Origin of the sequence: Burkholderia sp. Bp8986, from assembly GCF_003854225.1 — a bacterium.
Lineage (GTDB): Bacteria > Pseudomonadota > Gammaproteobacteria > Burkholderiales > Burkholderiaceae > Burkholderia.
Window position 1 is genome coordinate 1 of record NZ_QTQM01000025.1, and the last position, 20,984, is coordinate 20,984.

Consider the following 20,984-nt stretch of genomic DNA (forward strand, 5'->3'; position numbering starts at 1 on the left):
GCGGCCTCGCGCGCGGCGTCGCGGCGGCCGGGCGCGGCGTGACCGCGGTGCGCGGCGCGGCCGGTTGCTTCAGCGCGGCTGCGGCCGGTCGCGCGGCGGTCGGTTGCGGTCGAACGGGCTCGAACCCGGCCGGCAGCGGGGCCGGACTGGGGCGCGGCACCTGGCTGTTCGCGGCGGCGCGCGCGAGGCTGGCGGTGCTGCCGGTCGTCGGGGGCGGCATGGCGCTCGTCGCGCCCGGTGCGGGCGGCGGCGGCATGCGATTGGCCGACGTCGGCTTCAGCCAGCCCGTCGGCGCGACCGGCTCGGCGAGCGGACGCGGCGCGGGCTTGCTGCGCGGCTTCGGCCGCGCCTGCGGATCGGGCTTCCACAACGTCGGGCGCGAATACCGGCCGTTCTGCCGCGGCGCCATCGAGTTGACGGTATGGGCGGTGGTCGGCTGCACGATGTCGTCGTCGCGATGCAGCGCGCTGCGCGGCAGGTCGGCAACGCCGCGCACGTCGTCGTCGTCGACGTCGCGTGCGAGCTTGACGCCGAACGACGTGTCGACCCACGCGGCGAACTGCCGCCAGCCGATGCCGGTCAGCCACGGCAGGCCCGCGAAGAACAGCATGACCATCGCGACCGGCGTGCCGATCGGGCCGAGCACATGCGCGAAGCCGTTCGAGAACGCGTGGCCGAGCGCATTCGAGTCGGGGCCCGACAGCGGGCTCGTCAGCGCGCAGCTCGCGACGAACACGGCCGCGAAGCCGAGCCACAGGCGAATCGAGCCGCGGCCGGCGAGTCCGCCGCCGGGCAGCATCGCCTGAACGAGACGCCAGATGAGAAGGAGGAACCAGACGGCGGAGATGCCGAACCAGCCGAAGACAACCGTGTGCATGCTTTGATGAAACAGGAAGAGGGCGGGGAGCGCGGTGCGCGACCCGCCGAGTTTAACCGGCCGACGAACAGGACTCTAAGGCAGTTTGAAGGCGTCGAAGCGCTTCCAGGCCGCGGGAGGCATGCGTCCGGGATCCGCGCGCGGCGAAGGCGGCCGATCGGCCTTCGCCCGCGCGCTGCATCAGGGGCTCCGGCGCGTGAAGGTCAGCGTCGCGCCGGCTTCGGTCACGATCTGCAACTGCTGCGGCTCGCGCATCTGCACGCCGGTCTTCCCGATGTGCGCGAGCGCATCGAGGTACGCGTGCTCGAGCTGGCCGCCGAGCGTGTTCGTGCATGCCATGCGCGTGCCGGCGAGCGGCCCGAAGCTCAGCAGGCCGTTCTTCAGCGCATAGGTTCCCGTATAGCGGTTGCAGCCCGAAAAGCCGCTGGCGCGCCGGACGCCCGCTTCGGTGGACAGCGCGAGCTTGATCGGCTCGCCGTTGTCGCCGTGCGGAATCGTGCGCGGCGTGCCGTCGGCGTTCACCCAGCTCGTGAGCTCCCAGCTCGTGTCGTCGAGCAGCTGGACGGCGGCGGGGTTGTACGGGTCGGGTGCGGGGGCGGCGGAATCGGGGTGGGTCGGCATCGCGCAGGCGGCGAGAAGCGTGGCAAGCGTCAACGCGCAGAGCGGCGCGCGCAGCGGGCGAAGCAGGCCGGTGCGTGCGCGTGCGGCGGCGGACAGGTGGGACATGAGCCTCGTTCCTCATCGGATTCTGATCAAGGCGTAAGAGTAACGCACCCGCCCCGCGCGAGGCGAGCCGACACTTCGCGCATGAAAACGTTCGCAATCCGCCCGCGAGCCTCGCGCTGCGGGGGGCGATGCGACGAAACCGGCCGGATCGGCGCGGGTGCGCGTGAGGTGTGCGTCGGGTGTGCGTGTTAACATCGAAGCCGTTTTCGTCCTCCAACAGAACCAGCGGGAAATCACATGCAGATCGGTCAGCGGCTCGGTACGCCGCTCTCACCCTCGGCCACGCGCGTCATGCTGCTCGGCGCGGGCGAACTCGGCAAGGAAGTCATCATCGCGTTGCAGCGGCTCGGCGTCGAAGTCGTCGCGGTCGACCGCTATCCGGACGCACCGGGCCACCAGGTCGCGCATCGCGCGCACGTGATCGACATGACCGACGCCGCCGCGCTGCGCGCGGTCGTCGAGGCCGAGCGTCCGCACCTGATCGTGCCGGAGATCGAGGCGATCGCAACCGATGCGCTCGCGGCGATCGAGGCGGCCGGCCTGGCCGAGGTGATCCCGACCGCACGCGCGACGCAGCTCACGATGAACCGAGAAGGCATCCGCCGTCTCGCGGCCGAGGAACTCGGGCTGGCAACTTCGCCGTACGCGTTCGCCGATTCGTTCGACGCGTTCAGCGCGGCCGTCGCGAAGATCGGCATGCCGTGCGTCGTGAAGCCGGTGATGTCGTCGTCGGGCAAGGGACAGTCGGTCGTGCGGACCGAGGCCGACGTGAAGCCCGCCTGGGACTACGCGATGGCGGGCGGCCGCGTGAACCACGGCCGCGTGATCGTCGAGGGTTTCGTCGATTTCGACTACGAGATCACGCAGCTGACCGTGCGCGCGATCGACCCCGCGACGCTCGAGACGCGCACCTACTTCTGCGAGCCGGTCGGGCACGTGCAGGTGGCGGGCGACTACGTCGAATCGTGGCAGCCGCAGCCGATGAGCGCCGTCGCGCTGGAAAAGTCGCGCGAGATCGCGCACAAGGTGACCGAGGCGCTCGGCGGGCGCGGGCTGTTCGGCGTCGAGCTGTTCGTGCGCGGCGACGAAGTCTGGTTCTCCGAGGTGAGCCCGCGGCCGCACGACACCGGCCTCGTCACGCTCGCGTCGCAGCGCCAGTCGGAGTTCGAACTGCACGCGCGCGCGATTCTCGGGCTGCCGGTCGATCCGGCGCTCGGCTCGCCGGCCGCGTCCGCGGTGATCTACGGCGGGCTCGACGAGCGCGGTATCGCGTTCGAGGGCGTGCGCGACGCGCTGGCCGTGCCGGGCGCCGACCTGCGCCTGTTCGGCAAACCGGAAAGCTTCGCGAAGCGGCGCATGGGCGTCGCGCTCGCGACCGGCGCGACCGTCGACGAAGCCCGCGAACGCGCGAAGCGCGCCGCGGCGGCCGTGCGGCCCGTTTCGGCACGCTGACCGGACCAGGAGAGCGCGATGGCGTCGACATGGCAGCGGATCGGACGGCTCGGCAAGCTGGGCGCCGCGCTGGCGCTGGTCGCGAGTCTCGCGGGGTGCGGCCTCGCGGCCGCGCCGTGCCGGGTCGCATCGGCCGGGCTGAAGATCGTGCCGCTCGTCGGCCACGTCGCGGCCGCGCCGACCGACGCGTGCGCCGACGTCATCGATCCCTGACGGGCGAACCCTCGATCCCTAACCAACGACAATCGCGCGTCCCGCGAGGGCGCGCTTCCACCCGTCTCGTGAGAGGAACTGCATGATTCGCCACACCCTTGCCGCGCTCGCGCTGGCCGGCACCGCCGTTTCCGTCGCGCAGGCCGCGCAACTGACCGTCGAGGAGATCGACGCCGATGCGCGCGTGCAGACCCTCTATCAGTGCGCGAACCAGAAGCAGCCCGTACGCGTGTCGTACTGGCGCGCGGGCAACGGCCAGAGCTTCGCGCTGGTGCCGGTCAACGGGCAGCAGCTGCTGTTCGTCGATACCGTTTCGGCGTCGGGCGCGCGTTACCAGGCCGGACGCTATACCTGGTGGACGAAGGGCAAGGAAGGGACGCTGCGCGACGAGATCGCCGACCAGAACGCGGCACCGCTGCTGGGCGACTGCGTGCAGGTCGAGAAGAAGAAAAAGAAGAAGGGTTGAACGCGGCGCGCGATCGGCTACGCCGCGCGGGCGTGCCGGTTGCCGCGATCGATGCGGGCAGCCGGGTTCGACCTCGGACCGGAACGTGGCGCCGGCGGCGCCCGGGCTCGCTGGCCGCCGGCTGATTCCTCGCGGCAGATGCCCCGCGGCAGATGCCCCGCGGCAGATGCCCGAGATTCGACCCCGTATTTCCACCATCAGCCGATCGAGATAGCCCGATCGCACGACGCATCCGCCCCGCGCCGGCCTGCCGGCGCACGCCGCGAGCCGCCGCCGGGGCCGTTCGCGGCGTTGTCACGGACAGATTGCTGCGCAGTGCTACAATACGGCCCTTTCCGCCGGCATTCGCGCCGAACGGAGTCCGCACGGCCTGTGGCGCCCGATGTTCGAATTGAACCGGTCCCGAGCGCCAGAGCGGCGCCGCGCGGCGCGCCGCGGCTCCGTCTACTTCCGAAATGTGATGAGCGCAGGCCCGGCCGGCCTGACGCACGAAGTCCCCGCCGCGCCTTTTGAGCGAAACGCCACCATGTCCGATTCTGTCGCCAAGCCAGTCGACGCAACCTTCGATCAATTCGGCCTTGCCGCCGATATCCTGAAAGCCATTGCGGAGCAGGGCTATACGACGCCGACGCCGATCCAGGCGCAGGCCATTCCGGTCGTGCTCGCCGGCCGCGACGTCATGGGCGCCGCGCAAACGGGCACCGGCAAGACCGCGAGTTTCTCGCTGCCGATCCTCCAGCGCCTGCTGCCGCAGGCCAACACGAGCGCATCACCCGCGCGCCACCCGGTGCGCGCGCTGATCCTCACGCCGACCCGCGAACTCGCCGATCAGGTCGCCGCGAACGTGCATGCATACGGCAAGCACACGCCGTTGCGCAGCGCGGTCGTGTTCGGCGGCGTCGACATGAACCCGCAGATGGCCGAGTTGCGCCGCGGCGTCGAGATCCTGATCGCGACGCCGGGCCGCCTGCTCGACCACGTGCAGCAAAAGACAGCGAACCTCGGGCAGGTGCAGATGCTCGTGCTCGACGAGGCCGACCGGATGCTCGACATGGGCTTCCTGCCGGACCTGCAGCGCATCCTGAACCTGCTGCCGAAGGAACGCCAGACGCTGCTGTTCTCGGCCACCTTCTCGCCGGAAATCAAGAAGCTCGCGTCGACCTACCTGCGCAACCCGCAGACGATCGAGGTCGCGCGCAGCAACTCGACCAACGCGAACGTCACGCAGATCGTCTACGACGTCGCCGAAGGCGACAAGCAGGCCGCCGTCGTGCAGCTGCTGCGCGATCGCGGGCTCAAGCAGGTGATCGTGTTCTGCAACAGCAAGATCGGCGCGAGCCGGCTGGCCCGCAACCTCGAGCGCGACGGCGTGGTCGCGTCGGCGATCCACGGCGACAAGACGCAGATCGAGCGGATGCAGGCCCTCGACGCGTTCAAGCGCGGCGAGATCGAGGCGCTGGTCGCGACCGACGTGGCCGCGCGCGGCCTCGACATCGCCGAACTGCCGGCCGTGATCAACTTCGACCTGCCGTTCAACGCGGAAGACTACGTGCACCGGATCGGCCGCACGGGCCGCGCGGGTGCGACGGGCGATGCGCTGTCGCTGTGCAGCCCGAACGAGCGCAAGCAGCTCGCCGATATCGAAAAACTGATCAAGCGTCCGCTCGAGGTGCAGACGCTCGCGCTCGACAAGCCGGCGCGCCATCGTCACGACGATCGTGGCGGCGAGCGCGGGGGCGACCGTAGTGAGCGCGGTGATCGCGGCGGCCGTCGCGATCGCGACGAGCATCGCGGCGCGTCGGGGCGTCGTTCGGGCGGGTCCGAGCGCGGCCATCACCGTCGTCACGAGGCGCCGGTCGACGACTTCTTCCTGAAGCCGTACGAACCGTCGGCGCCGGCGAAGCAGCCGGAAGAGACGAAGTCCGCGCAGCAGCCCGAGAAGAAGGGGCCGAAGCGTCAGGTTGCCGCGCTGCTGGGCGGCTTCGGGATGCCGCGCAAGCCGTCGGCGTAAGCAGGCGGTTCAGGCGGTCGGTGCGGCGCGCGAGCGCTGCCGCGGAAACGGGTGCATGCGATGAGCATGTGCCCGTTTTTCATTGGGCGAGACGATTCGTGAAGGAGCGGGCGGGATGGGCGACAACTTGCCGCGTGGGGCGGGGCAGCCTGCGGGACTACTCCGATGCCGTGTCGCCGGCGGGCGTTCCGTTCAGGCTGCCATCACGCTTGCATGCGACCGGACTCACCGCTGACGGACGCAGGAACGCGGTCGACACGAACGGGTGTCCCGCGAGCGCCTCAACCGGCGCGTGGCCCGAAGCGACGCGCCCACGCGTCGGTCGCGGCCGCGTAGAACGCATCGAGCGTATCGATCGACGGATCGCCGTCGGCCCACAGGCCGAGATGCGCGGCGGCGGCGCGCAGCGCCGGCAGCGGATCGTCGCGCTCGAGCGCGATCGCGCCCGTCTGCTTGCTGAGCTTTTCGCCGTTCGCGTCGACGACGACGGGCACGTGCAGGTACGCCGGCATCGGCACGCCGAGACAGCGCTGCAGGTAGATCTGGCGCGCGGTCGAGTCGAGCAGGTCGGCGCCGCGCACGACGTGCGTGATGCCCGCGTCGGCATCGTCGACCACGACCGCGAGCTGATACGCCCATTGGCCGTCGGCGCGCTTCAGCACGAAATCGCCGACCTCGGTCGCGAGGTTCTGCGCTTGCGTGTGCTGCCAGCGGTCGTCGAACGTGACGAGCGCCGCGTCGCCGTCCGGCACGCGCAGCCGCCACGCGCGGGCGGGCTTGCCGTGCAGGCCGGTGCGGCAGGTGCCCGGGTAGGCGAGCGTCGTGTGGCGCTCGTGCGCGGCGCGCAGCGAATCGGCGATTTCCTTGCGCGTGCAGCCGCACGGATAGACGAGCCCCGCGGCGACGAGCCGTTCGAGCGCGGCCGCATAGTTGGCCTCGCGCGTGCTTTGCCGCACGGGCGGCTCGTCGGGCGTCATGCCGAAATGCGCGAGCGTCGCGAGGATGTCGTCGGCGGCGCCGGGCACCGTGCGTGGGCCGTCGATGTCCTCGATGCGCACGAGCCATGCGCCACCGTGCGCGCGCGCGTCGAGCCGGCTCGCGAGCGCGCCGACCAGCGAGCCGAAATGCAGCGGGCCGGTGGGCGACGGCGCGAAGCGGCCGCGGTAGCCGTTCATCGGGACGCGGTGCGACGCGCGCTTACGCGGCGCTGGCTGCTTGCGCGCAGGCCGGGCACGACTTGCCGGGCACGTAGCTCGGCGCTTGCTGGGCTTCCGGCGTGACGACCGCGCGGCACGCGAAGCACGTGACGTTCTCGGTCGGCTGCAGTTGCGGGTTCAGCGCGGTGCGGTAGTCGAACACGAAGCAGTCGCCGTGATAGTGCGCGCCGCCGACTTCCTCGAAATACTTCAGGATCCCGCCCTCGAGCTGGTACACGTTCTCGATGCCGATTTCCTTCATGTGGATCGCCGCCTTCTCGCAGCGGATGCCGCCGGTGCAGAACGACACGACCGTCTTGCCCTCGAGATCGGCGCGGTTCGCGTCGATCACTTCCGGGAACTCGCTGAACTTGTCGATCCGGTAGTCGAGCGCGTCGTCGAACGTGCCGACGTCCACTTCGAACGCGTTGCGCGTGTCGAGCATCACGACCGGGCGGCCGGCGTCGTCGTGGCCGCGGTCGAGCCACGCCTTCAGCGTGTGCGCGTCGACCGACGGCGCGCGGCCGAGCTCCGGCTTGATCGCGGGCTTCTTCATCGTGATGATCTCGCGCTTCAGGCGCACGAGCATCCGGCGGAACGGCTGCGAGTCGGACAGGCTCTCCTTGAACTGCAGCGTCGCGAACTTGCCTTCGAACAGCGGATCGTGGCGGAGGTAGTCGATGAAAGCGTCGGTCGCGTCGCGCGGGCCGGCGATGAACAGGTTGATGCCTTCCGGCGCGAGCAGGATCGTGCCGCGCAGGCCGAGTTCGTTGCAGCGGGCGGTGACGAGCGGGCGCCATTGCTCGGTCGCGTCGAGCGACACGAAGTGGTAGGCGGCAAGGTTGACGATGGTCATGGTGGTCCGACGGGAAAACGGCCGCGGCCGTGCGGCGGGCGCACGGCGGCCCCGCAAAAAAGGGTGCGAAGCCGGGGCGGTGATTCGAAAACCCGTATTATCCCGCAAACTGCACGTCTGCCGGCACCCGGCCGTTCGGCCGGCGTCGCGCGCATCGGCCGAACGGCCGGGCGCGGGGATTTTTTGGGCAGCCTGCGCGGCGACGCGGCTACAATAACGCCCATGTCAGATCCCCGCTTCGTCCATCTTCGCGTTCACTCCGAATTCTCGATTGCCGACGGCATCGTGCGTCTCGACGACATCGTCAAGGCCGCGGCCGCGGACGGCCAGGGCGCGCTCGCCCTCACCGATCTCGGCAACGCGTTCGGCCTCGTCCGTTTCTACCAGGAAGCCCGCGGCAAGGGCATCAAGCCGATCGCCGGCTGCGACGTCTGGATCACCAATCCGGACGATCGCGACAAGCCGTCGCGCCTGCTGCTGCTGGTGAAGGACAAGACCGGCTACCTGAACCTGTGCGAGCTGCTGTCGAAGGCATGGCTCACGAACCAGTACCGCGGCCGCGCGGAGCTCGACGCGAGCTGGCTCGACGGCGAGCTGTCGCAAGGGCTGCTCGCGCTGTCGGGCGCGCAGCAGGGCGACATCGGGCTCGCGTTCGCGGCCGGTAACGAGGAGGCCGCGCGCCGGCACGCCGAGCGCTGGGCGAAAGTGTTCCCGGGCGGCTTCTACATCGAGCTGCAGCGTTACGGCCAGCCGGGCGCCGAGGCGTACATCCAGCAGGCCGCGACGCTCGCCGCGTCGCTGAAGCTGCCGGTCGTCGCGACGCATCCGACGCAGTTCATGACCGACGACGATTTCACCGCGCACGAAGCGCGCGTGTGCATCTCGGAAGGCGACATGCTCGCGAATCCGCGGCGCCAGAAGCGCTTCACGACCGATCAGTACTTCCGCACGCAGGACGAGATGGTCGCGCTGTTCGCCGACCTGCCGTCGGCGGTCGCGAACACGGTCGAGATCGCGAAGCGCTGCAACCTGAAGCTCGAACTCGGCAAGCCGAAGCTGCCGCTGTTCCCGACGCCGGACGGCATGTCGCTCGACGACTACCTCGTCCAGCTGTCGAAGGAGGGGCTCGAGAAGCGCCTCGAACAGCTGTATCCGGATGCGGCGGAGCGCGACGCGCAGCGCGACACGTACTACAAGCGGCTCGAATTCGAGTGCGGGACCATCACGAAGATGGGCTTCCCGGGCTACTTCCTGATCGTGGCCGACTTCATCAACTGGGCGAAGAACAACGGCGTGCCGGTCGGTCCGGGCCGCGGCTCGGGTGCCGGTTCGCTGGTCGCGTACGCGCTCGGCATTACCGATCTGGACCCGCTGCGCTACAACCTGCTGTTCGAGCGATTCCTGAATCCGGAACGCGTGTCGATGCCCGACTTCGACATCGACTTCTGCCAGCACGGCCGCGATCGCGTGATCCAGTACGTGAAGGAAAAATACGGCGCGGATGCCGTGTCGCAGATCGCCACCTTCGGCACGATGGCCGCGAAGGCGGCCGTGCGCGACATCGGCCGCGTGCTCGATCTCGGCTACATGTTCACCGACGGCGTCGCGAAGCTGATCCCGTTCAAGCCGGGCAAGCACGTGACCATCGCCGACGCGATGAAGGAAGAGCCGCAGCTGCAGGAGCGCTACGACCACGAGGACGAAGTGCACCAGCTGCTCGACCTCGCGCAGCGCGTCGAGGGCCTGACGCGTAACGTCGGGATGCACGCGGGCGGCGTGCTGATCGCGCCCGGCAAGCTGACCGATTTCTGCCCGCTGTACACGCAGGGCGACGACGGCGGCGTCGTCAGCCAGTACGACAAGGACGACGTCGAAGCCGTCGGCCTCGTGAAGTTCGACTTTCTGGGTCTCACGACGCTGACGATCCTCGACTGGGCCGAGCGCTACATTCGCCGCCTCGATGCGTCGAAGGCCGACTGGTCGCTCGCGCAGGTGCCGCTCGACGATCCGGCGTCGTTCCAGATCCTGAAGAAGGCCAACACGGTCGCCGTGTTCCAGCTGGAAAGCCGCGGGATGCAGGGCATGCTGAAGGATGCGCAGCCCGACCGCTTCGAGGACATCATCGCGCTCGTGTCGTTGTACCGTCCGGGCCCGATGGACCTGATCCCGAGCTTCTGCGCACGGAAGCACGGCCGCGAGAAGGTCGACTATCCGGATCCGCGCGTCGAACCCGTCCTGAAAGAGACCTACGGCATCATGGTCTATCAGGAGCAGGTGATGCAGATGGCGCAGATCATCGGTGGCTACTCGCTCGGCGGCGCCGACCTGTTGCGTCGCGCGATGGGCAAGAAGAAGCCCGAGGAGATGGCCAAGCACCGCGAGATCTTCGCCGAGGGTGCGGCGAAGAACGGCCTGACGCGCGAGAAGTCCGACGAGATCTTCGACTTGATGGAGAAGTTCGCGGGCTACGGCTTCAACAAGTCGCACGCGGCCGCCTATGCGCTGCTCGCGTATTACACCGCGTGGCTGAAGGCGCACCATCCGGCCGAATTCATGGCGGCCAACATGACGCTCGCGATGGACGACACCGACAAGGTGAAGATCCTGTACGACGACTGCGTCGTGAACAACCTCGCCGTGCTGCCGCCGGACATCAACGCGTCGCATTACCGGTTCGAGCCGGTCGCCGAAGCCGACGGCAAGCGCTCGCGCACGATCCGCTACGGTCTCGGCGCGGTGAAGGGCAGCGGCCAGAACGCGATCGAGGAGATCCTGCGCGCCCGCGACGAAAAGCCGTTCACCGACCTGTTCGACTTCTGCGAGCGGATCGACCGGCGCGTCGTCAACCGCCGCACGGTCGAGGCGCTGATCCGCGCCGGCGCGTTCGATTCGCTGAACGCGAACCGCGCGCAGCTGATCGCGTCGGTGCCGCTCGCGATGGAAGCGGCCGACCAGGCCGAAGCGAACGCGATGCAGGCCGGGCTGTTCGACATGGGCGCCGAGTCGCCGCACGCGCATGCGCTCGTCGACGAACCCGCGTGGGACGACAAGCGCCGCCTGCAGGAAGAGAAGGGCGCACTCGGCTTCTACCTGTCCGGCCACCTGTTCGACGCGTATCGCGACGAAGTGCGCCGGTTCGTGCGGCAGAAGGTCGGCGACCTGAAGGAAGGGCGCGACAAGCTCGTCGCGGGCATCATCGCATCGCTGCGCACGCAGATGACCCAGCGCGGCAAGATGCTGATCGCGCTGCTCGACGACGGCTCGGGCCAGTGCGAGATCACGATCTTCAACGAGCAGTTCGAGGCGAACAAGGCGCTGTTCAAGGAAGACGAACTGCTGATCGTGCAGGGGCAGGCGCGCAACGATGCGTTCACCGGCGGCATCCGCTTCACGGCCGACACGGTGATGGATCTCGAACGCGCGCGTAGCCGCTACGCGCAGGCGGTGCGGCTCACGATGAACGGCAATGCGGATGCGGCGGCGCTGCGCCGCGTGCTCGAGCCGCACGTGTCGAAGGACGATTCGGCCGCGCCCGCGGTCGAGGTACCCGCGCCGCGCGGCGGCGGGCGCGACGGCGGGCGTCGCCCGCAGGCGCCGCTGCCGAACGGGCTCGCGGTCCAGGTTCACTACAGCAACGCGCGCGCGCAAGGGGAAATGCGTCTCGGTGACGCGTGGCGCGTGAAGCCGAGCGACACGCTGCTCGCGGAGTTGCGCGCGACGTTCGACGGCAGCATCGTCGAAATCACTTACTGACGGTCCCCGCCGGACGGTCGTTGCCTGCGCGGCCCGTCGCATCGCCATCGTGCGGTGCGGCGGGCCGTTTTCATGTCGGCGGATGCTTGGGGCCGTCATCCGGACGCTATACAATCCGTCGCGCGACGCCGATACGGCGCCGGTTGCGGTCTGTCCGCCGGCCGGCGGCGACATCGCGCGCGCGAATCAGACGGGGACGGTTCCGCGCGGCACGCGATGCGTCGCGGTGCCGCGAGCGACCACGCGACGAAGCCGGCACGGTAAAGAACGCCAGGATGCCGGCTGGTGCGCGACGATAAAAAATCGACAGCATCACAACAACGATGGCCAACGGGAAACCGACGGGGCGGATCCTCGTGATCCGGATTGATTTTCTGGGCGACATGCTGTGCACGACCGCTTTTCTCGGCGCGCTGAAACAGCGCTGGCCGGGCAAGGAGCTGCACGTGGTCGCGAACCGCTACAACGCGGCCGCGCTGGCCGGCAACCCGGACGTGCACACGGTCCATACCTACGTGTACAGCCGTCAGTGCGAGCGCAACGACCGCCCCGGACGGATGCGCGCGTTCTTCGACCGGCTGCGGCTCGTGCGCCGGCTGCGCCGCCTGCGGTTCGACCTCGTGGTCGTGCCGAACGGCGGCATGCATCGCAGCAGCATCCGGTTCGCGCGGCAGCTCGGCGTGAAGGATTGCCGCTGGCACGATGCCGATTCCGAATTCGACGACCGCAAGCCCGACCATGTCGCGTCGCGGCCGATTTGCCATGAAGCGCTGTCGGGATTCCGGCTCGTGCCCGAACTCGGCCGCGCCGATCTCGACGGTCTCGTGCTGTCCGTCCACCCGGACCGTGCGCTGCAGGACACGTGGTATCGGCTGCTCGGGCCTCGCACGAAACCGCGCGTCGGGCTGTTCGTGTCGAACAAGGCGGCCGAGCGGCGCTGGCCGGCCGAGCGATGGCGCGACCTCGGCCGGCGGCTCGCACCGTTCGCCGACGTGATCGTGTTCCGCGATTCCGCCGTGTCGGCCGAGGCCGCCGCCGACCGCGACGCGTGGCGGGACGTCAACGCCCGGCATGTCGCGCCGTCGTCGGTCGTCGAACTGGTGGCCGCCGCGAGCCTGCTCGACGCGATCGTGTCGGCCGACAGCGCCCCCGTGCATCTCGCGTCGGCGCTCGGCGTGCCGGTCGCCGCGCTGTTCGAGGACCGCCCCGAGAAATACCGGCGCTGGCATCCGCTCGGCGTGCCGCACATGATCCTGCGGGCCGGCGCGACGGTCGACGCGATCGGCATCGACGCGCTCGAGCGCGCGGTGCTTCATCTGTTGACGCAGGCCGGACAGCTCGACGACGCGATGGGGGGGGCGATGCCGCTCCCGGCCGCGACGCTCGCGGCACCCGCGGTCGGCGCGATCGTTTCGTAGCCCCCGGAAGGCCGGCGGCGCCTGCATTGCCGGCACCGTCATCGGACGCGCAAACGGGGCCAGGCGGCGCGGCGGCGGCAGGCCCCGCCGTGCGTCGTTGCCTGCCGTGTTGCCAACCGCCGGCGACCGGCGACCGGCCGCCGGCCACCGCCCACCGCCCACCGCCTACCGCCTACGGCCTACCGCCCACCGCCCACCGCCCACCGCCCACCGCCAACCGCCAACCGCCAACCGCCAACCGCCAACCGCCAACCGCGGCACTTCGCCGACGCCCGCACCCGACGCCACGCCACCGGCCGCAAAATCCTGTACATTGCGAGCCTTGTCCAGCCAGCTAGACGGAACGATCGCCGTGGCCCTGTTTTCTTCCGCCCGCCCGCCCCGAACCATCCTCGTCGCAGCCCCGCGCCGTATCGGCGACGTGCTGCTGACGACGCCGCTCGTGCGTTCGCTGAAGGCGCGCTGGCCCGATGCGCAGATCGACATGCTGGTGTTTCGCGGCACCGAGGGCGTGCTGGAGCACAACCCCGACGTGCGGCGCGTGATCGTCGTCGCGCAGCGCGCGGGGTTCCGCGAGCGGCTGCGCGATGCGCTGTCGATGTGGCGCCGCTACGATCTCGCATGCGCGGCACTGAGCTCCGACCGGCCGCGCTTCTACAGCTGGTTCGCCGGCCGCAAGCGCGTCGGTCTCGTCGATCCGAACCGCGTCACGTGGCTGACTCGAATGATGCTGAACGGCATCGCGATCAATCATCACGAGTCCGCGCATACGGTGGTCAGCACGCTCGCACTCGCGCCGGTGATCGGCATCGAGCCCGTATCCGAGGTGGTCGCGCCGGGCATCGGCGACGATCCCGCGCGGCGCGCGCGTTTCGACGCGTGGCTCGCCGAATCGCCGGCGATCCGCGACGGCAAGCCGCTCGTCGTGCTGCATCCGTATCCGATGTTCCGCTACAAGCAATGGCGGCTCGAAGGCTGGGTCGAGATGATCGAATGGCTGCGCGCGCAGGGGTTTGCGATCGCGCTGTCGGGCGGCCCGGCCGATCGCGAGCGCGAGTACGCGGAGCAGGTCGCGGCCGAGGCGGGCGGCGACGTGCTGAACCTGGTCGGCCGCCTCACGTTCGGCGAAAGCGCGGAGCTGGTGCGGCGCGCGCGGCTGTTCATCGGGCCCGATACGGGCGCGACGCACGTTGCGGCCGCGACGGGCACCGACACGATCGCGCTGTTCGGTCCGTCCGATCCGGTGCGCTGGGGGCCGTGGCCGCAGCACTGGCCGGCGACCGAGAACCCGTGGGCGCTGCGCGGCTCCGCGCGGCACGGCAACGTATGGCTGCTGCAGGGCGAGGGCGATTGCGTGCCGTGCCGGCACGAAGGCTGCGAGCGCCATGTCGACAGCCACAGCGACTGTCTCGTCAATCTCGGCACGCAGCGCGTGAAGGCGGCGGCCGCCGAGATGCTCGGACTGAATCCGCCGGGCGCCGCCGACGCGGTCGTCGACACGTCGCGACTGCACCGCGCGCGCCCGGACTGACGCGCGAAAGCCGTACGTTTCCTGAGTCGAAAAGTGGGGAGTGGCGATGCGGCGCCGCCGCGCGGCCGTGCTTCCGACAAGCGGCACGCATGCGCCGCCACTGAAGCCACTGAAGCCGTAGAAGCCGTAGCAGCCGAACCGGCGGCAGGCGGCAGGCGGCAACCCGCGCTGCCCGCCAGAGCGTCACATGATGCGTTACGCGCTGCGCCGGATCGCCGACGTTTCGCGCGGCAGCGCTTCCGTGCGCGTGCCGCAGCCGAGCAGGATCCCGGCAAGCAGCACCAGCAGGTGACCTTCGGCGAAATCGAGCAGCAGCGAATTCGCAAGGCTGCCGATCGCGAAGATCGCGAGCCACCCGAGCAGCACATGCCGCGAGCGCGGGTCGAGCGCGCGGCTGCCGCGCGCGATCTGCACGATCAGGTTCACGAACAGCAATACGCCGAGCGTGCCGAGCTGCACGGCCATCAGCAGGTATTCGTTATGCGGATTCGACGTGAGCTGGCCTTCGGCAGCCGTCTTGCCGGCCGTGAGCTTCTCGAACTCGAACTCGAGGCCGCCGGCGCCGTAGCCGATCACCGGGCGCTGGCGATACAGCTCGAGCCCCTTCTTGTACCACTCGAGACGCAGCCCGGTCGACGTGACCGCATCGGTCTGCCGATACTGCTGCACTTCCGACACGACCTTCACGAGCCGGCCGTTGTGCACCGTGCACGCGGCGACGACGAGCGCGACGCCGGCCAGGACCAGCGCCCCGGCGGCGAGCCCCGCGCGCAGCGCCGACTGGCGGCGCAGCAGCAGCACGAAGCGCACCGCGACGACAAGGATCAGCAGCAGCGCGATGACCTGCCCGGTGCGTCCCTGCAGCATCACGAACACGTTGATCAGCGACCATGCGGCCACGGTGGCATACGCGGCACGCGACAGCGCGGTGCGGGCCGACAGCGCGAGGTCGGCCGCCTGGTAGAACAGCAGCGCGCCGAACATGCCGGCCGCGATGTGGTTCTTGAACACCCAGGCGCGCGACAGCGGCAGCTCGCTCGAATGCGCGGGCCCGATCGCGGTCAGCCCGAGATAGTTGGTGGTCGACAGCAGCAGGATCACGCACAGCGTGCCGAACCAGGCGCGCCGCACGATCGGCGCCCAGTTCGAATGGCGGAAGGCCAGCACGGCAAACGGCAGCAGCAACAGCTTGTCGTACTTGGCGACCCAGTTCCACGCCTTCGGGTGCGGCGCGACCGTATAGGTGACGCTCGCGGCCAGTGCGGCGAGGATCAGGAGTGCCGCGAGCGATGCCGGTTCGGTGACGAACGTGCGCAGGTCGCGCCAGAATTCGGGGGAGATGACGAGCGCGGCCGCGAACAGCCCGCAGAACACGTTGGTCAGCGCGGTCGAGACGGGCACCATGCAGAGCGCGACGACGGCGAAGGCGCGGGCGGCGGTCAGGCGCCGCGAGGCGGGAGCGGAAAACGAAAGCATCGGAACCTGTCGAATGGACGAATGCGGCATGCGGGCACCGTGCTGCGCGCCGCGCGTCCCGGCGGCACCGCGCGGGACGAAGCGCGCAGTATACGCGAAGCCGCGGGCGTTTCCGTGCGGTTTCCGGGGTCGGGTCAGCTGAACGCGCGCTTGATCCGCGAGCGCAGCAGCGCGCGCTTCAGGCGCCCTTCGACGGCCGGCGTGTCGAGCGCGACACGCGCGCCGGCCGGCTCGCCGCGATGCAGGTAATAGCGGTCGAATGTGGCCTGCGTCATGCCCCATTTGTTGAGGAACTGGCGGCGGCCGTCGTTCTTGACGATCTTGCCGGTGCTCTTCTGCTGGAAGTGATAGACGAGGCTGTCGCCCACGCCGAGGAAGATCCGGCAGCCGGCGTCCCAGAATTTCATCGAGAAGTCGTTGTCGCTGCTCATCCCCGGCGACAGCTCGCTGCTGTAGCCGCCGATGCGGTTCCACCAGTCGCGGTGCACGAGCGTCGGCGGCCAGGTCGAGCCGAGCCAGTCCGCGCGCGCGAGCCGCGGCGTGGCCGCGACGAGGCCGGCCGCGTCGAACTGTTCGGCGTCGCGGCCGAAGTTGCTGACGACGACGCACGGGTTGCGCGTGTCGACCGGCTCGACCATCGTGCCGGACAGCATGAACAGGTCGGTCGGCATCTGCTCGATGCGCCGCACGAGCGCCGCGTCCCAGCCCGGGCAGCAGTACATGTCGTCGTTCATGTAGACGACGTAGTCGCGCGTCGCGCGGGCGGCGGCCAGGTTCACCGCGTGGCAGATGCCGATGTTGGCCGGCGACGCGGTGTGCTCGATGCCTTCGCTGCGCACCCAGTCGAGCGTGCCGTCCGCGCCGTCGTTCACGTGCACGATGATCTGGTGGTCGTACGCCGAATGACGGCGCAGGCTGTCGACGACGAGCTTGAGGTACGGCAGGTTGTTCCAGGTCGGGATGATGATGGAGAACATGGCGGTCGGATTCGGTGGTCGTCGTATCGGCGGCGCGCAGCGCTGCGCCGTGTGCTCGGGCGCGCATGGCGCGCGGGCAGCCCGGCATTGTAACGCCGGGCCGGCCGCATGCCGGCGGCGTCAGGGTGGCGGCAGGGCGGGCGCGGTCAGCGGGCCGCTTCGTGGCCGAGCTTCAGGAACCGGTAGTAGACGGTTTCCGCGTTGAACACGGCGATCATGAAGCCCGCGCGGCCGTCGAGAAACCCGCGCCGCAGCACGTAGGTCCGCACGAACGCCCATGCGCCGCGCGCGAGCGCCTTGCCGAAGCCGCCGCGCTGGCCGGCCGCGCGGCGCTGGCGCGCGCCGGCCGTCGAATACGCATCGAGCTTGCGCACGACGGTTTCGAAATCCTCGTATGAATAGTGCATCAGCTTGCCCGGCAGCCGCTGCGCAGGGGTGTCGAAGACGAGCCGCTCGTGCACCAGGTCGTCGGAGAAGCGGGCGGTGCCGCGCCGGAACAGGCGCGGCACCCAGTCCGGATACCAGCCGCTATGGCGGATCCACTGGCCGCAGAAGCTCGACAGCCGGTCGAGCGCGTAGACCTGCGCGGCCGGCGTGCGGATGGCCGCGCGGATCGACTGCGCGAGTTCCGGGCTGACTACCTCGTCGGTGTCGAGCGACAGGATCCAGTCGGTGTCGAGCGCGTCGAGCGCGCGGTTCTTCTGCGGGCCGAAGCCCGGCCAGTCGCGCTCGACGATCACGCGGGCGCCGTGCGCGCGGGCGATCTCGACCGTATCGTCGGTGCTGCCGCCGTCGATCACGACGACGTCGTCGGCGAAGGTCAGCGCGTCGAGGCACTGCGCGAGCCGCGCGGCCGCGTTGAGGGCGATGAGGGCGACGCCGAGGGTGGGTTCTGCCATGAAATCGTCGAAAAGGCGGAGAAAACGGTGAGCGGCAGTATACCCGCGCGCAGGCAGCCGGCCGCTTCGGCGACGGCCATGCCGGCGGGGGCGGTCCAGCTATAATGTTGGGCCTTTTTCGGCACCCGCCGGACGGGGCGAATCCCGGGCAGTCACGCCCCGGGCGCCGCGTCGCGGCTCAAGAAGGATTGCCTTGGAAACCCAGAACACTCTTCGCAAACCGATGGACGGCACCGGTACCTCGCCGCTCACGGTCCTCAAGCGCCTGTGGCCGTACATCCGGCCGCTCATCGGCATCGTGCTGCTCGCCGTGATGACGATGGGCGTCGTCGCGGCCACGGAAGCCGGGATCCCGGCGCTGCTCAAGCCGCTGCTCGACCACGGCTTCGGCTCGCACGGCAGCGACAGCGCGAAATGGTACGTGCCGATCGCGGTGATCGGCCTCGCGCTCGTGCGCGGCGTGTCGCAGTACACGTCGAATTACCTGCTCAACTACGTATCGAACCGCATCCTGCTGCAGCTGCGGCTCGAGATGTTCCAGCGGATGCTCCACACCGGCGCGTCGTTCTTCCAGCGCGAGACCGCGAGCACGGTGATCAACGCGATCGTGTTCGAGGTCAACCAGATCCTGTCGGTGCTGACCGGCGTGATGGTCACGCTCGTGCGCGACTCGCTGACCGTGGTGTTCCTGCTCGGCTACCTGTTCTACCTGAACTGGCGGCTCACGCTGATCGTCGCGGTGATCCTGCCGGGCATCGGCTGGCTCGTCAGCAAGATCAACCGCCGCCTGCGCCGCCTGAACCGCGAGCACCAGACGCTGACCAACGAGCTGTCGTACATCGTCGAGGAGACGGTCGGCGGCTACAAGGTCGTCAAGGTGCACAACGGCGAAGCGTACGAGATGGACCGCTTCACGACGATGAGCAAGCGCCTGCGCGGCTACGCGATGCGCATGACGATCTCGGGCGGGCTCGCGCAGCCGCTGACGCAGTTCCTCGCGTCGATCGCGCTCGCGGTCGTGATCACGATCGCGGTCGTGCAGTCGACCAACGACCAGACGACGGTCGGCGGTTTCGTCGCGTTCGTCACGTCGATGCTGCTGGTGATTTCGCCGCTCAAGCACCTGATCGACGTCAACCAGCCGCTGCAGCGCGGGATGACGGCCGCCGAGCTGATCTTCGGGCTGATCGACGAGCCCGCCGAGCCACAGGGCGGCGGCCGGGCGCTCGCGCACGCGCGCGGCGAGATCGAATTCCGCGACGTGTCGTTCGACTACGGCGCCTCCGAGCGGCCGACGCTCGACCGCATTTCGTTCAAGGTCGCGCCGGGCGAGATGATCGCGCTCGCGGGGCCGTCCGGCAGCGGCAAGACGACCCTCGTGAACCTGCTGCCGCGCTTCTTCGATCCGACGGGCGGCGCGATCCTGGTCGACGGCGTGCCGGTGGCCGACTACGACATCCACGCGCTGCGCGGCCAGATGGCGATGGTCAGCCAGGACGTCGTGCTGTTCAACGACACGATCGCCGCGAACGTCGCGTACGGGCAGACGCCCGACCGCGCACGCGTGCAGGCGGCGCTCGAGGCCGCGAACCTCGCCGACGCGGTCGCCGCGATGCCCGACGGGCTCGACACGCTGGTCGGCGGCAACGGGATGCGACTGTCGGGCGGTCAACGGCAGCGGCTCGCGATCGCGCGCGCGATCTACAAGGACGCGCCGATCCTGATCCTCGACGAGGCGACTTCCGCGCTCGATTCGGAATCCGAGCGTCACGTGCAGGCCGCGCTCGAGCGGTTGATGGAAGGGCGCACGACGCTCGTGATCGCGCACCGGCTGTCGACGATCGAGCGCGCGGACCGGATCCTCGTGCTCGAAGCCGGCAAGATCGTCGAAGAGGGCAGCCACGAAGAACTTCTGCGCCACGGCGGGCTGTACGCGCACCTGCACCGGATCCAGTACCAGCAGCAGGCGGCGTGACACAAAGTCGGGTCGCACCCGTGTGCTAGTCTTGATCGGGCAAGTCCAGTTGTTTCCGGTTCGACGTGACAACACGGAGGGAAGGACGATGAGGAAGACGCACGGGATGATGCTGGCCGCGCTGGTTGCGGCGAGTTTCGCCGCGCCGGTCGCGATGGCGCAGGGGCACGGCAACGACGACAACCACGGTGACCACGGCAATCACGGCATGCACCGCGGCCACGGCCCGAAGCACATGCCGCCCGGCCAGGCGATGCATCGCGACGACGACGTACCGCCGCGCTGGGCCGACCAGCCGCGCCGCGACTGGCACAAGGGCGACCGGCTCCCGGACGAATTCCGCGATCGCCAGTACGTGGTCGACGACTGGCGCGGCTATCGGCTGAGCCCGCCGCCGCGCGGCTATCACTGGGTCGGCGTCGGCGGCGACTATCTGCTCGTGCAGATCGGCTCGGGCATCGTGCTGCGGGTCGGTCCGTAACACCGGCCACACCTGCCGCCGCTCATCGCTTCATCCGGATGCCGGGGCGTGCGTCCCGGCATCCGCGTCACTTGTCCTGGTCCGACTTCACCGCCCGGCGGAACCAGCGTCGCTCGATCCGCGACATTGCCCAGCACACCGCCAGCGCGCAGACGGTGCCGAGCGCGACTTCCCCGAGCCGCATCAGCGGAATGTCCCACAGCGGGCCGTTACCCGGAAACAGCAGCACGATCGTCGCGGTGACGCCGCCGAGACGCGCCGCGCTGCCGACGTTCAGGCACCAGCAGCCGACGATCGTGATCGCGACCGCGATCGCATAGGCGACGAGGCGATCGCCGCCGAGCGCGGCCCCCGCGAAGCCGACCACGCCGCCGATCATCGCGCCGATGAACTGGTCGCGCGACAGCGACATCGTGTCCGAATAGTTGTGCTGCGTGACGGCGATCGCGGTGATCGCCGCCCACACGGCCTGCTCGGTGTGCAACGCGCGGCCGATCGCGTATGCGAGGCACGCGCCGCACACGGCCTGCAGCGCCATCACCGCGCCTTGCGTGAGGCGTTCGCCGAAAGTCAGCCCCTTGAACAGATCGAAGATCGACTGCTGGATCTGTTGGCGGGCTTCGTTGAGGGTCCTGATCGTATCCATCGTGTCGGCCAAGAAGCGGGGCGGCGGTGCG

At 69.6% G+C, this 20,984-nt stretch carries 16 protein-coding genes and 1 pseudogene; 9 read left to right on the forward strand and 8 right to left on the reverse strand.

Annotated elements, in window-relative coordinates; translation table 11 throughout:
* A pseudogene (locus DID99_RS21665) lies at positions 1-877 on the reverse strand (DNA translocase FtsK); the annotation flags it as partial.
* 180 nt (positions 878-1,057) lie between these two features.
* The gene (locus DID99_RS21670) at positions 1,058-1,603 is read right to left on the reverse strand and encodes an META domain-containing protein (RefSeq protein WP_124487195.1); all 546 of its coding nucleotides are present in this window, start codon (positions 1,601-1,603) and stop codon (positions 1,058-1,060) included.
* A 237-nt stretch (positions 1,604-1,840) separates the two neighbouring features.
* On the opposite strand from DID99_RS21670, the gene purT reads away from it, so the two are divergent.
* From purT to DID99_RS21695, 4 genes are all read left to right on the forward strand, one after another.
* A complete protein-coding gene (purT, locus tag DID99_RS21675) occupies positions 1,841-3,055 on the forward strand; it encodes a formate-dependent phosphoribosylglycinamide formyltransferase (RefSeq protein WP_044844728.1) in 1,215 nt (404 codons plus the stop codon).
* 18 nt (positions 3,056-3,073) lie between these two features.
* The gene (locus tag DID99_RS21680; protein ID WP_044844727.1) at positions 3,074-3,268 is read left to right on the forward strand and encodes a DUF6726 family protein; all 195 of its coding nucleotides are present in this window, start codon (positions 3,074-3,076) and stop codon (positions 3,266-3,268) included.
* An 82-nt stretch (positions 3,269-3,350) separates the two neighbouring features.
* A complete protein-coding gene (locus tag DID99_RS21685; protein ID WP_124487197.1) occupies positions 3,351-3,734 on the forward strand; it encodes an MliC family protein in 384 nt (127 codons plus the stop codon).
* A gap of 460 nt (positions 3,735-4,194) precedes the next feature.
* The gene (locus DID99_RS21695) at positions 4,195-5,745 is read left to right on the forward strand and encodes a DEAD/DEAH box helicase (protein WP_124667531.1); all 1,551 of its coding nucleotides are present in this window, start codon (positions 4,195-4,197) and stop codon (positions 5,743-5,745) included.
* A gap of 281 nt (positions 5,746-6,026) precedes the next feature.
* Here the strand turns inward: DID99_RS21695 and gluQRS are convergent, their stop codons facing one another.
* Both gluQRS and DID99_RS21705 read right to left on the reverse strand, forming a co-directional pair.
* A complete protein-coding gene (gluQRS, locus tag DID99_RS21700) occupies positions 6,027-6,920 on the reverse strand; it encodes a tRNA glutamyl-Q(34) synthetase GluQRS (protein WP_124667532.1) in 894 nt (297 codons plus the stop codon).
* Between the two features lie 22 nt (positions 6,921-6,942).
* A complete protein-coding gene (locus DID99_RS21705) occupies positions 6,943-7,797 on the reverse strand; it encodes a sulfurtransferase (RefSeq protein ID WP_044844723.1) in 855 nt (284 codons plus the stop codon).
* Positions 7,798-8,019: 222 nt separating this feature from the next.
* Between DID99_RS21705 and dnaE the strand changes: the two genes are divergently transcribed.
* The 3 genes from dnaE to DID99_RS21720 all read left to right on the forward strand — a co-directional run bounded on the left by dnaE (position 8,020) and on the right by DID99_RS21720 (position 14,499).
* Entirely contained in the window at positions 8,020-11,550 is a 3,531-nt protein-coding gene (gene dnaE / locus DID99_RS21710; RefSeq protein WP_044844722.1) for a DNA polymerase III subunit alpha, read from the forward strand.
* Positions 11,551-11,873: 323 nt separating this feature from the next.
* On the forward strand, positions 11,874-12,968 hold the full coding sequence (locus DID99_RS21715) for a glycosyltransferase family 9 protein (RefSeq protein WP_124487201.1): 1,095 nt from the start codon (positions 11,874-11,876) through the stop codon (positions 12,966-12,968).
* A 352-nt stretch (positions 12,969-13,320) separates the two neighbouring features.
* The gene (locus DID99_RS21720; protein ID WP_124487202.1) at positions 13,321-14,499 is read left to right on the forward strand and encodes a glycosyltransferase family 9 protein; all 1,179 of its coding nucleotides are present in this window, start codon (positions 13,321-13,323) and stop codon (positions 14,497-14,499) included.
* Positions 14,500-14,694: 195 nt separating this feature from the next.
* Here the strand turns inward: DID99_RS21720 and DID99_RS21725 are convergent, their stop codons facing one another.
* The 3 genes from DID99_RS21725 to DID99_RS21735 form a co-directional block, all read right to left on the reverse strand.
* On the reverse strand, positions 14,695-15,975 hold the full coding sequence (locus DID99_RS21725) for an O-antigen ligase (RefSeq protein WP_124667533.1): 1,281 nt from the start codon (positions 15,973-15,975) through the stop codon (positions 14,695-14,697).
* 134 nt (positions 15,976-16,109) lie between these two features.
* Positions 16,110-16,952, reverse strand: coding sequence for a glycosyltransferase family 2 protein (locus DID99_RS21730; RefSeq protein ID WP_044844717.1), 843 nt, complete (start codon positions 16,950-16,952; stop codon positions 16,110-16,112).
* A 146-nt stretch (positions 16,953-17,098) separates the two neighbouring features.
* Complete coding sequence (locus DID99_RS21735) at positions 17,099-17,851, reverse strand: glycosyltransferase family 2 protein (RefSeq protein ID WP_124487204.1); 753 nt, start codon at positions 17,849-17,851, stop codon at positions 17,099-17,101.
* A 223-nt stretch (positions 17,852-18,074) separates the two neighbouring features.
* On the opposite strand from DID99_RS21735, the gene msbA reads away from it, so the two are divergent.
* Complete coding sequence (gene msbA / locus DID99_RS21740) at positions 18,075-19,826, forward strand: lipid A export permease/ATP-binding protein MsbA (protein ID WP_260426288.1); 1,752 nt, start codon at positions 18,075-18,077, stop codon at positions 19,824-19,826.
* 88 nt (positions 19,827-19,914) lie between these two features.
* A complete protein-coding gene (locus tag DID99_RS21745; protein WP_124571649.1) occupies positions 19,915-20,307 on the forward strand; it encodes an RcnB family protein in 393 nt (130 codons plus the stop codon).
* Positions 20,308-20,374: 67 nt separating this feature from the next.
* Here DID99_RS21745 and DID99_RS21750 read toward each other — a convergent pair whose 3' ends face one another.
* Positions 20,375-20,953, reverse strand: coding sequence for an aromatic acid exporter family protein (locus DID99_RS21750; protein ID WP_124571648.1), 579 nt, complete (start codon positions 20,951-20,953; stop codon positions 20,375-20,377).
* Positions 20,954-20,984: the final 31 nt, after the last annotated feature.

What these genes read in the sequence shown, in the direction of transcription:
- DID99_RS21705 (WP_044844723.1), bottom strand. Translation starts at nt 7,797, where the DNA reads ATGACCATCGTCAACCTTGCCGCCTACCACTTCGTGTCGCTCGACGCG.
- purT (WP_044844728.1), top strand. Translation starts at nt 1,841, where the DNA reads ATGCAGATCGGTCAGCGGCTCGGTACGCCGCTCTCACCCTCGGCCACG.
- DID99_RS21715 (WP_124487201.1), top strand. Translation starts at nt 11,874, where the DNA reads ATGGCCAACGGGAAACCGACGGGGCGGATCCTCGTGATCCGGATTGAT.
- DID99_RS21735 (WP_124487204.1), bottom strand. Translation starts at nt 17,851, where the DNA reads ATGGCAGAACCCACCCTCGGCGTCGCCCTCATCGCCCTCAACGCGGCC.
- DID99_RS21680 (WP_044844727.1), top strand. Translation starts at nt 3,074, where the DNA reads ATGGCGTCGACATGGCAGCGGATCGGACGGCTCGGCAAGCTGGGCGCC.
- DID99_RS21725 (WP_124667533.1), bottom strand. Translation starts at nt 15,975, where the DNA reads ATGCTTTCGTTTTCCGCTCCCGCCTCGCGGCGCCTGACCGCCGCCCGC.
- DID99_RS21695 (WP_124667531.1), top strand. Translation starts at nt 4,195, where the DNA reads ATGAGCGCAGGCCCGGCCGGCCTGACGCACGAAGTCCCCGCCGCGCCT.
- dnaE (WP_044844722.1), top strand. Translation starts at nt 8,020, where the DNA reads ATGTCAGATCCCCGCTTCGTCCATCTTCGCGTTCACTCCGAATTCTCG.
- DID99_RS21730 (WP_044844717.1), bottom strand. Translation starts at nt 16,952, where the DNA reads ATGTTCTCCATCATCATCCCGACCTGGAACAACCTGCCGTACCTCAAG.
- gluQRS (WP_124667532.1), bottom strand. Translation starts at nt 6,920, where the DNA reads ATGAACGGCTACCGCGGCCGCTTCGCGCCGTCGCCCACCGGCCCGCTG.
- DID99_RS21745 (WP_124571649.1), top strand. Translation starts at nt 19,915, where the DNA reads ATGAGGAAGACGCACGGGATGATGCTGGCCGCGCTGGTTGCGGCGAGT.
- DID99_RS21750 (WP_124571648.1), bottom strand. Translation starts at nt 20,953, where the DNA reads ATGGATACGATCAGGACCCTCAACGAAGCCCGCCAACAGATCCAGCAG.
- msbA (WP_260426288.1), top strand. Translation starts at nt 18,075, where the DNA reads ATGGACGGCACCGGTACCTCGCCGCTCACGGTCCTCAAGCGCCTGTGG.
- DID99_RS21670 (WP_124487195.1), bottom strand. Translation starts at nt 1,603, where the DNA reads ATGTCCCACCTGTCCGCCGCCGCACGCGCACGCACCGGCCTGCTTCGC.
- DID99_RS21685 (WP_124487197.1), top strand. Translation starts at nt 3,351, where the DNA reads ATGATTCGCCACACCCTTGCCGCGCTCGCGCTGGCCGGCACCGCCGTT.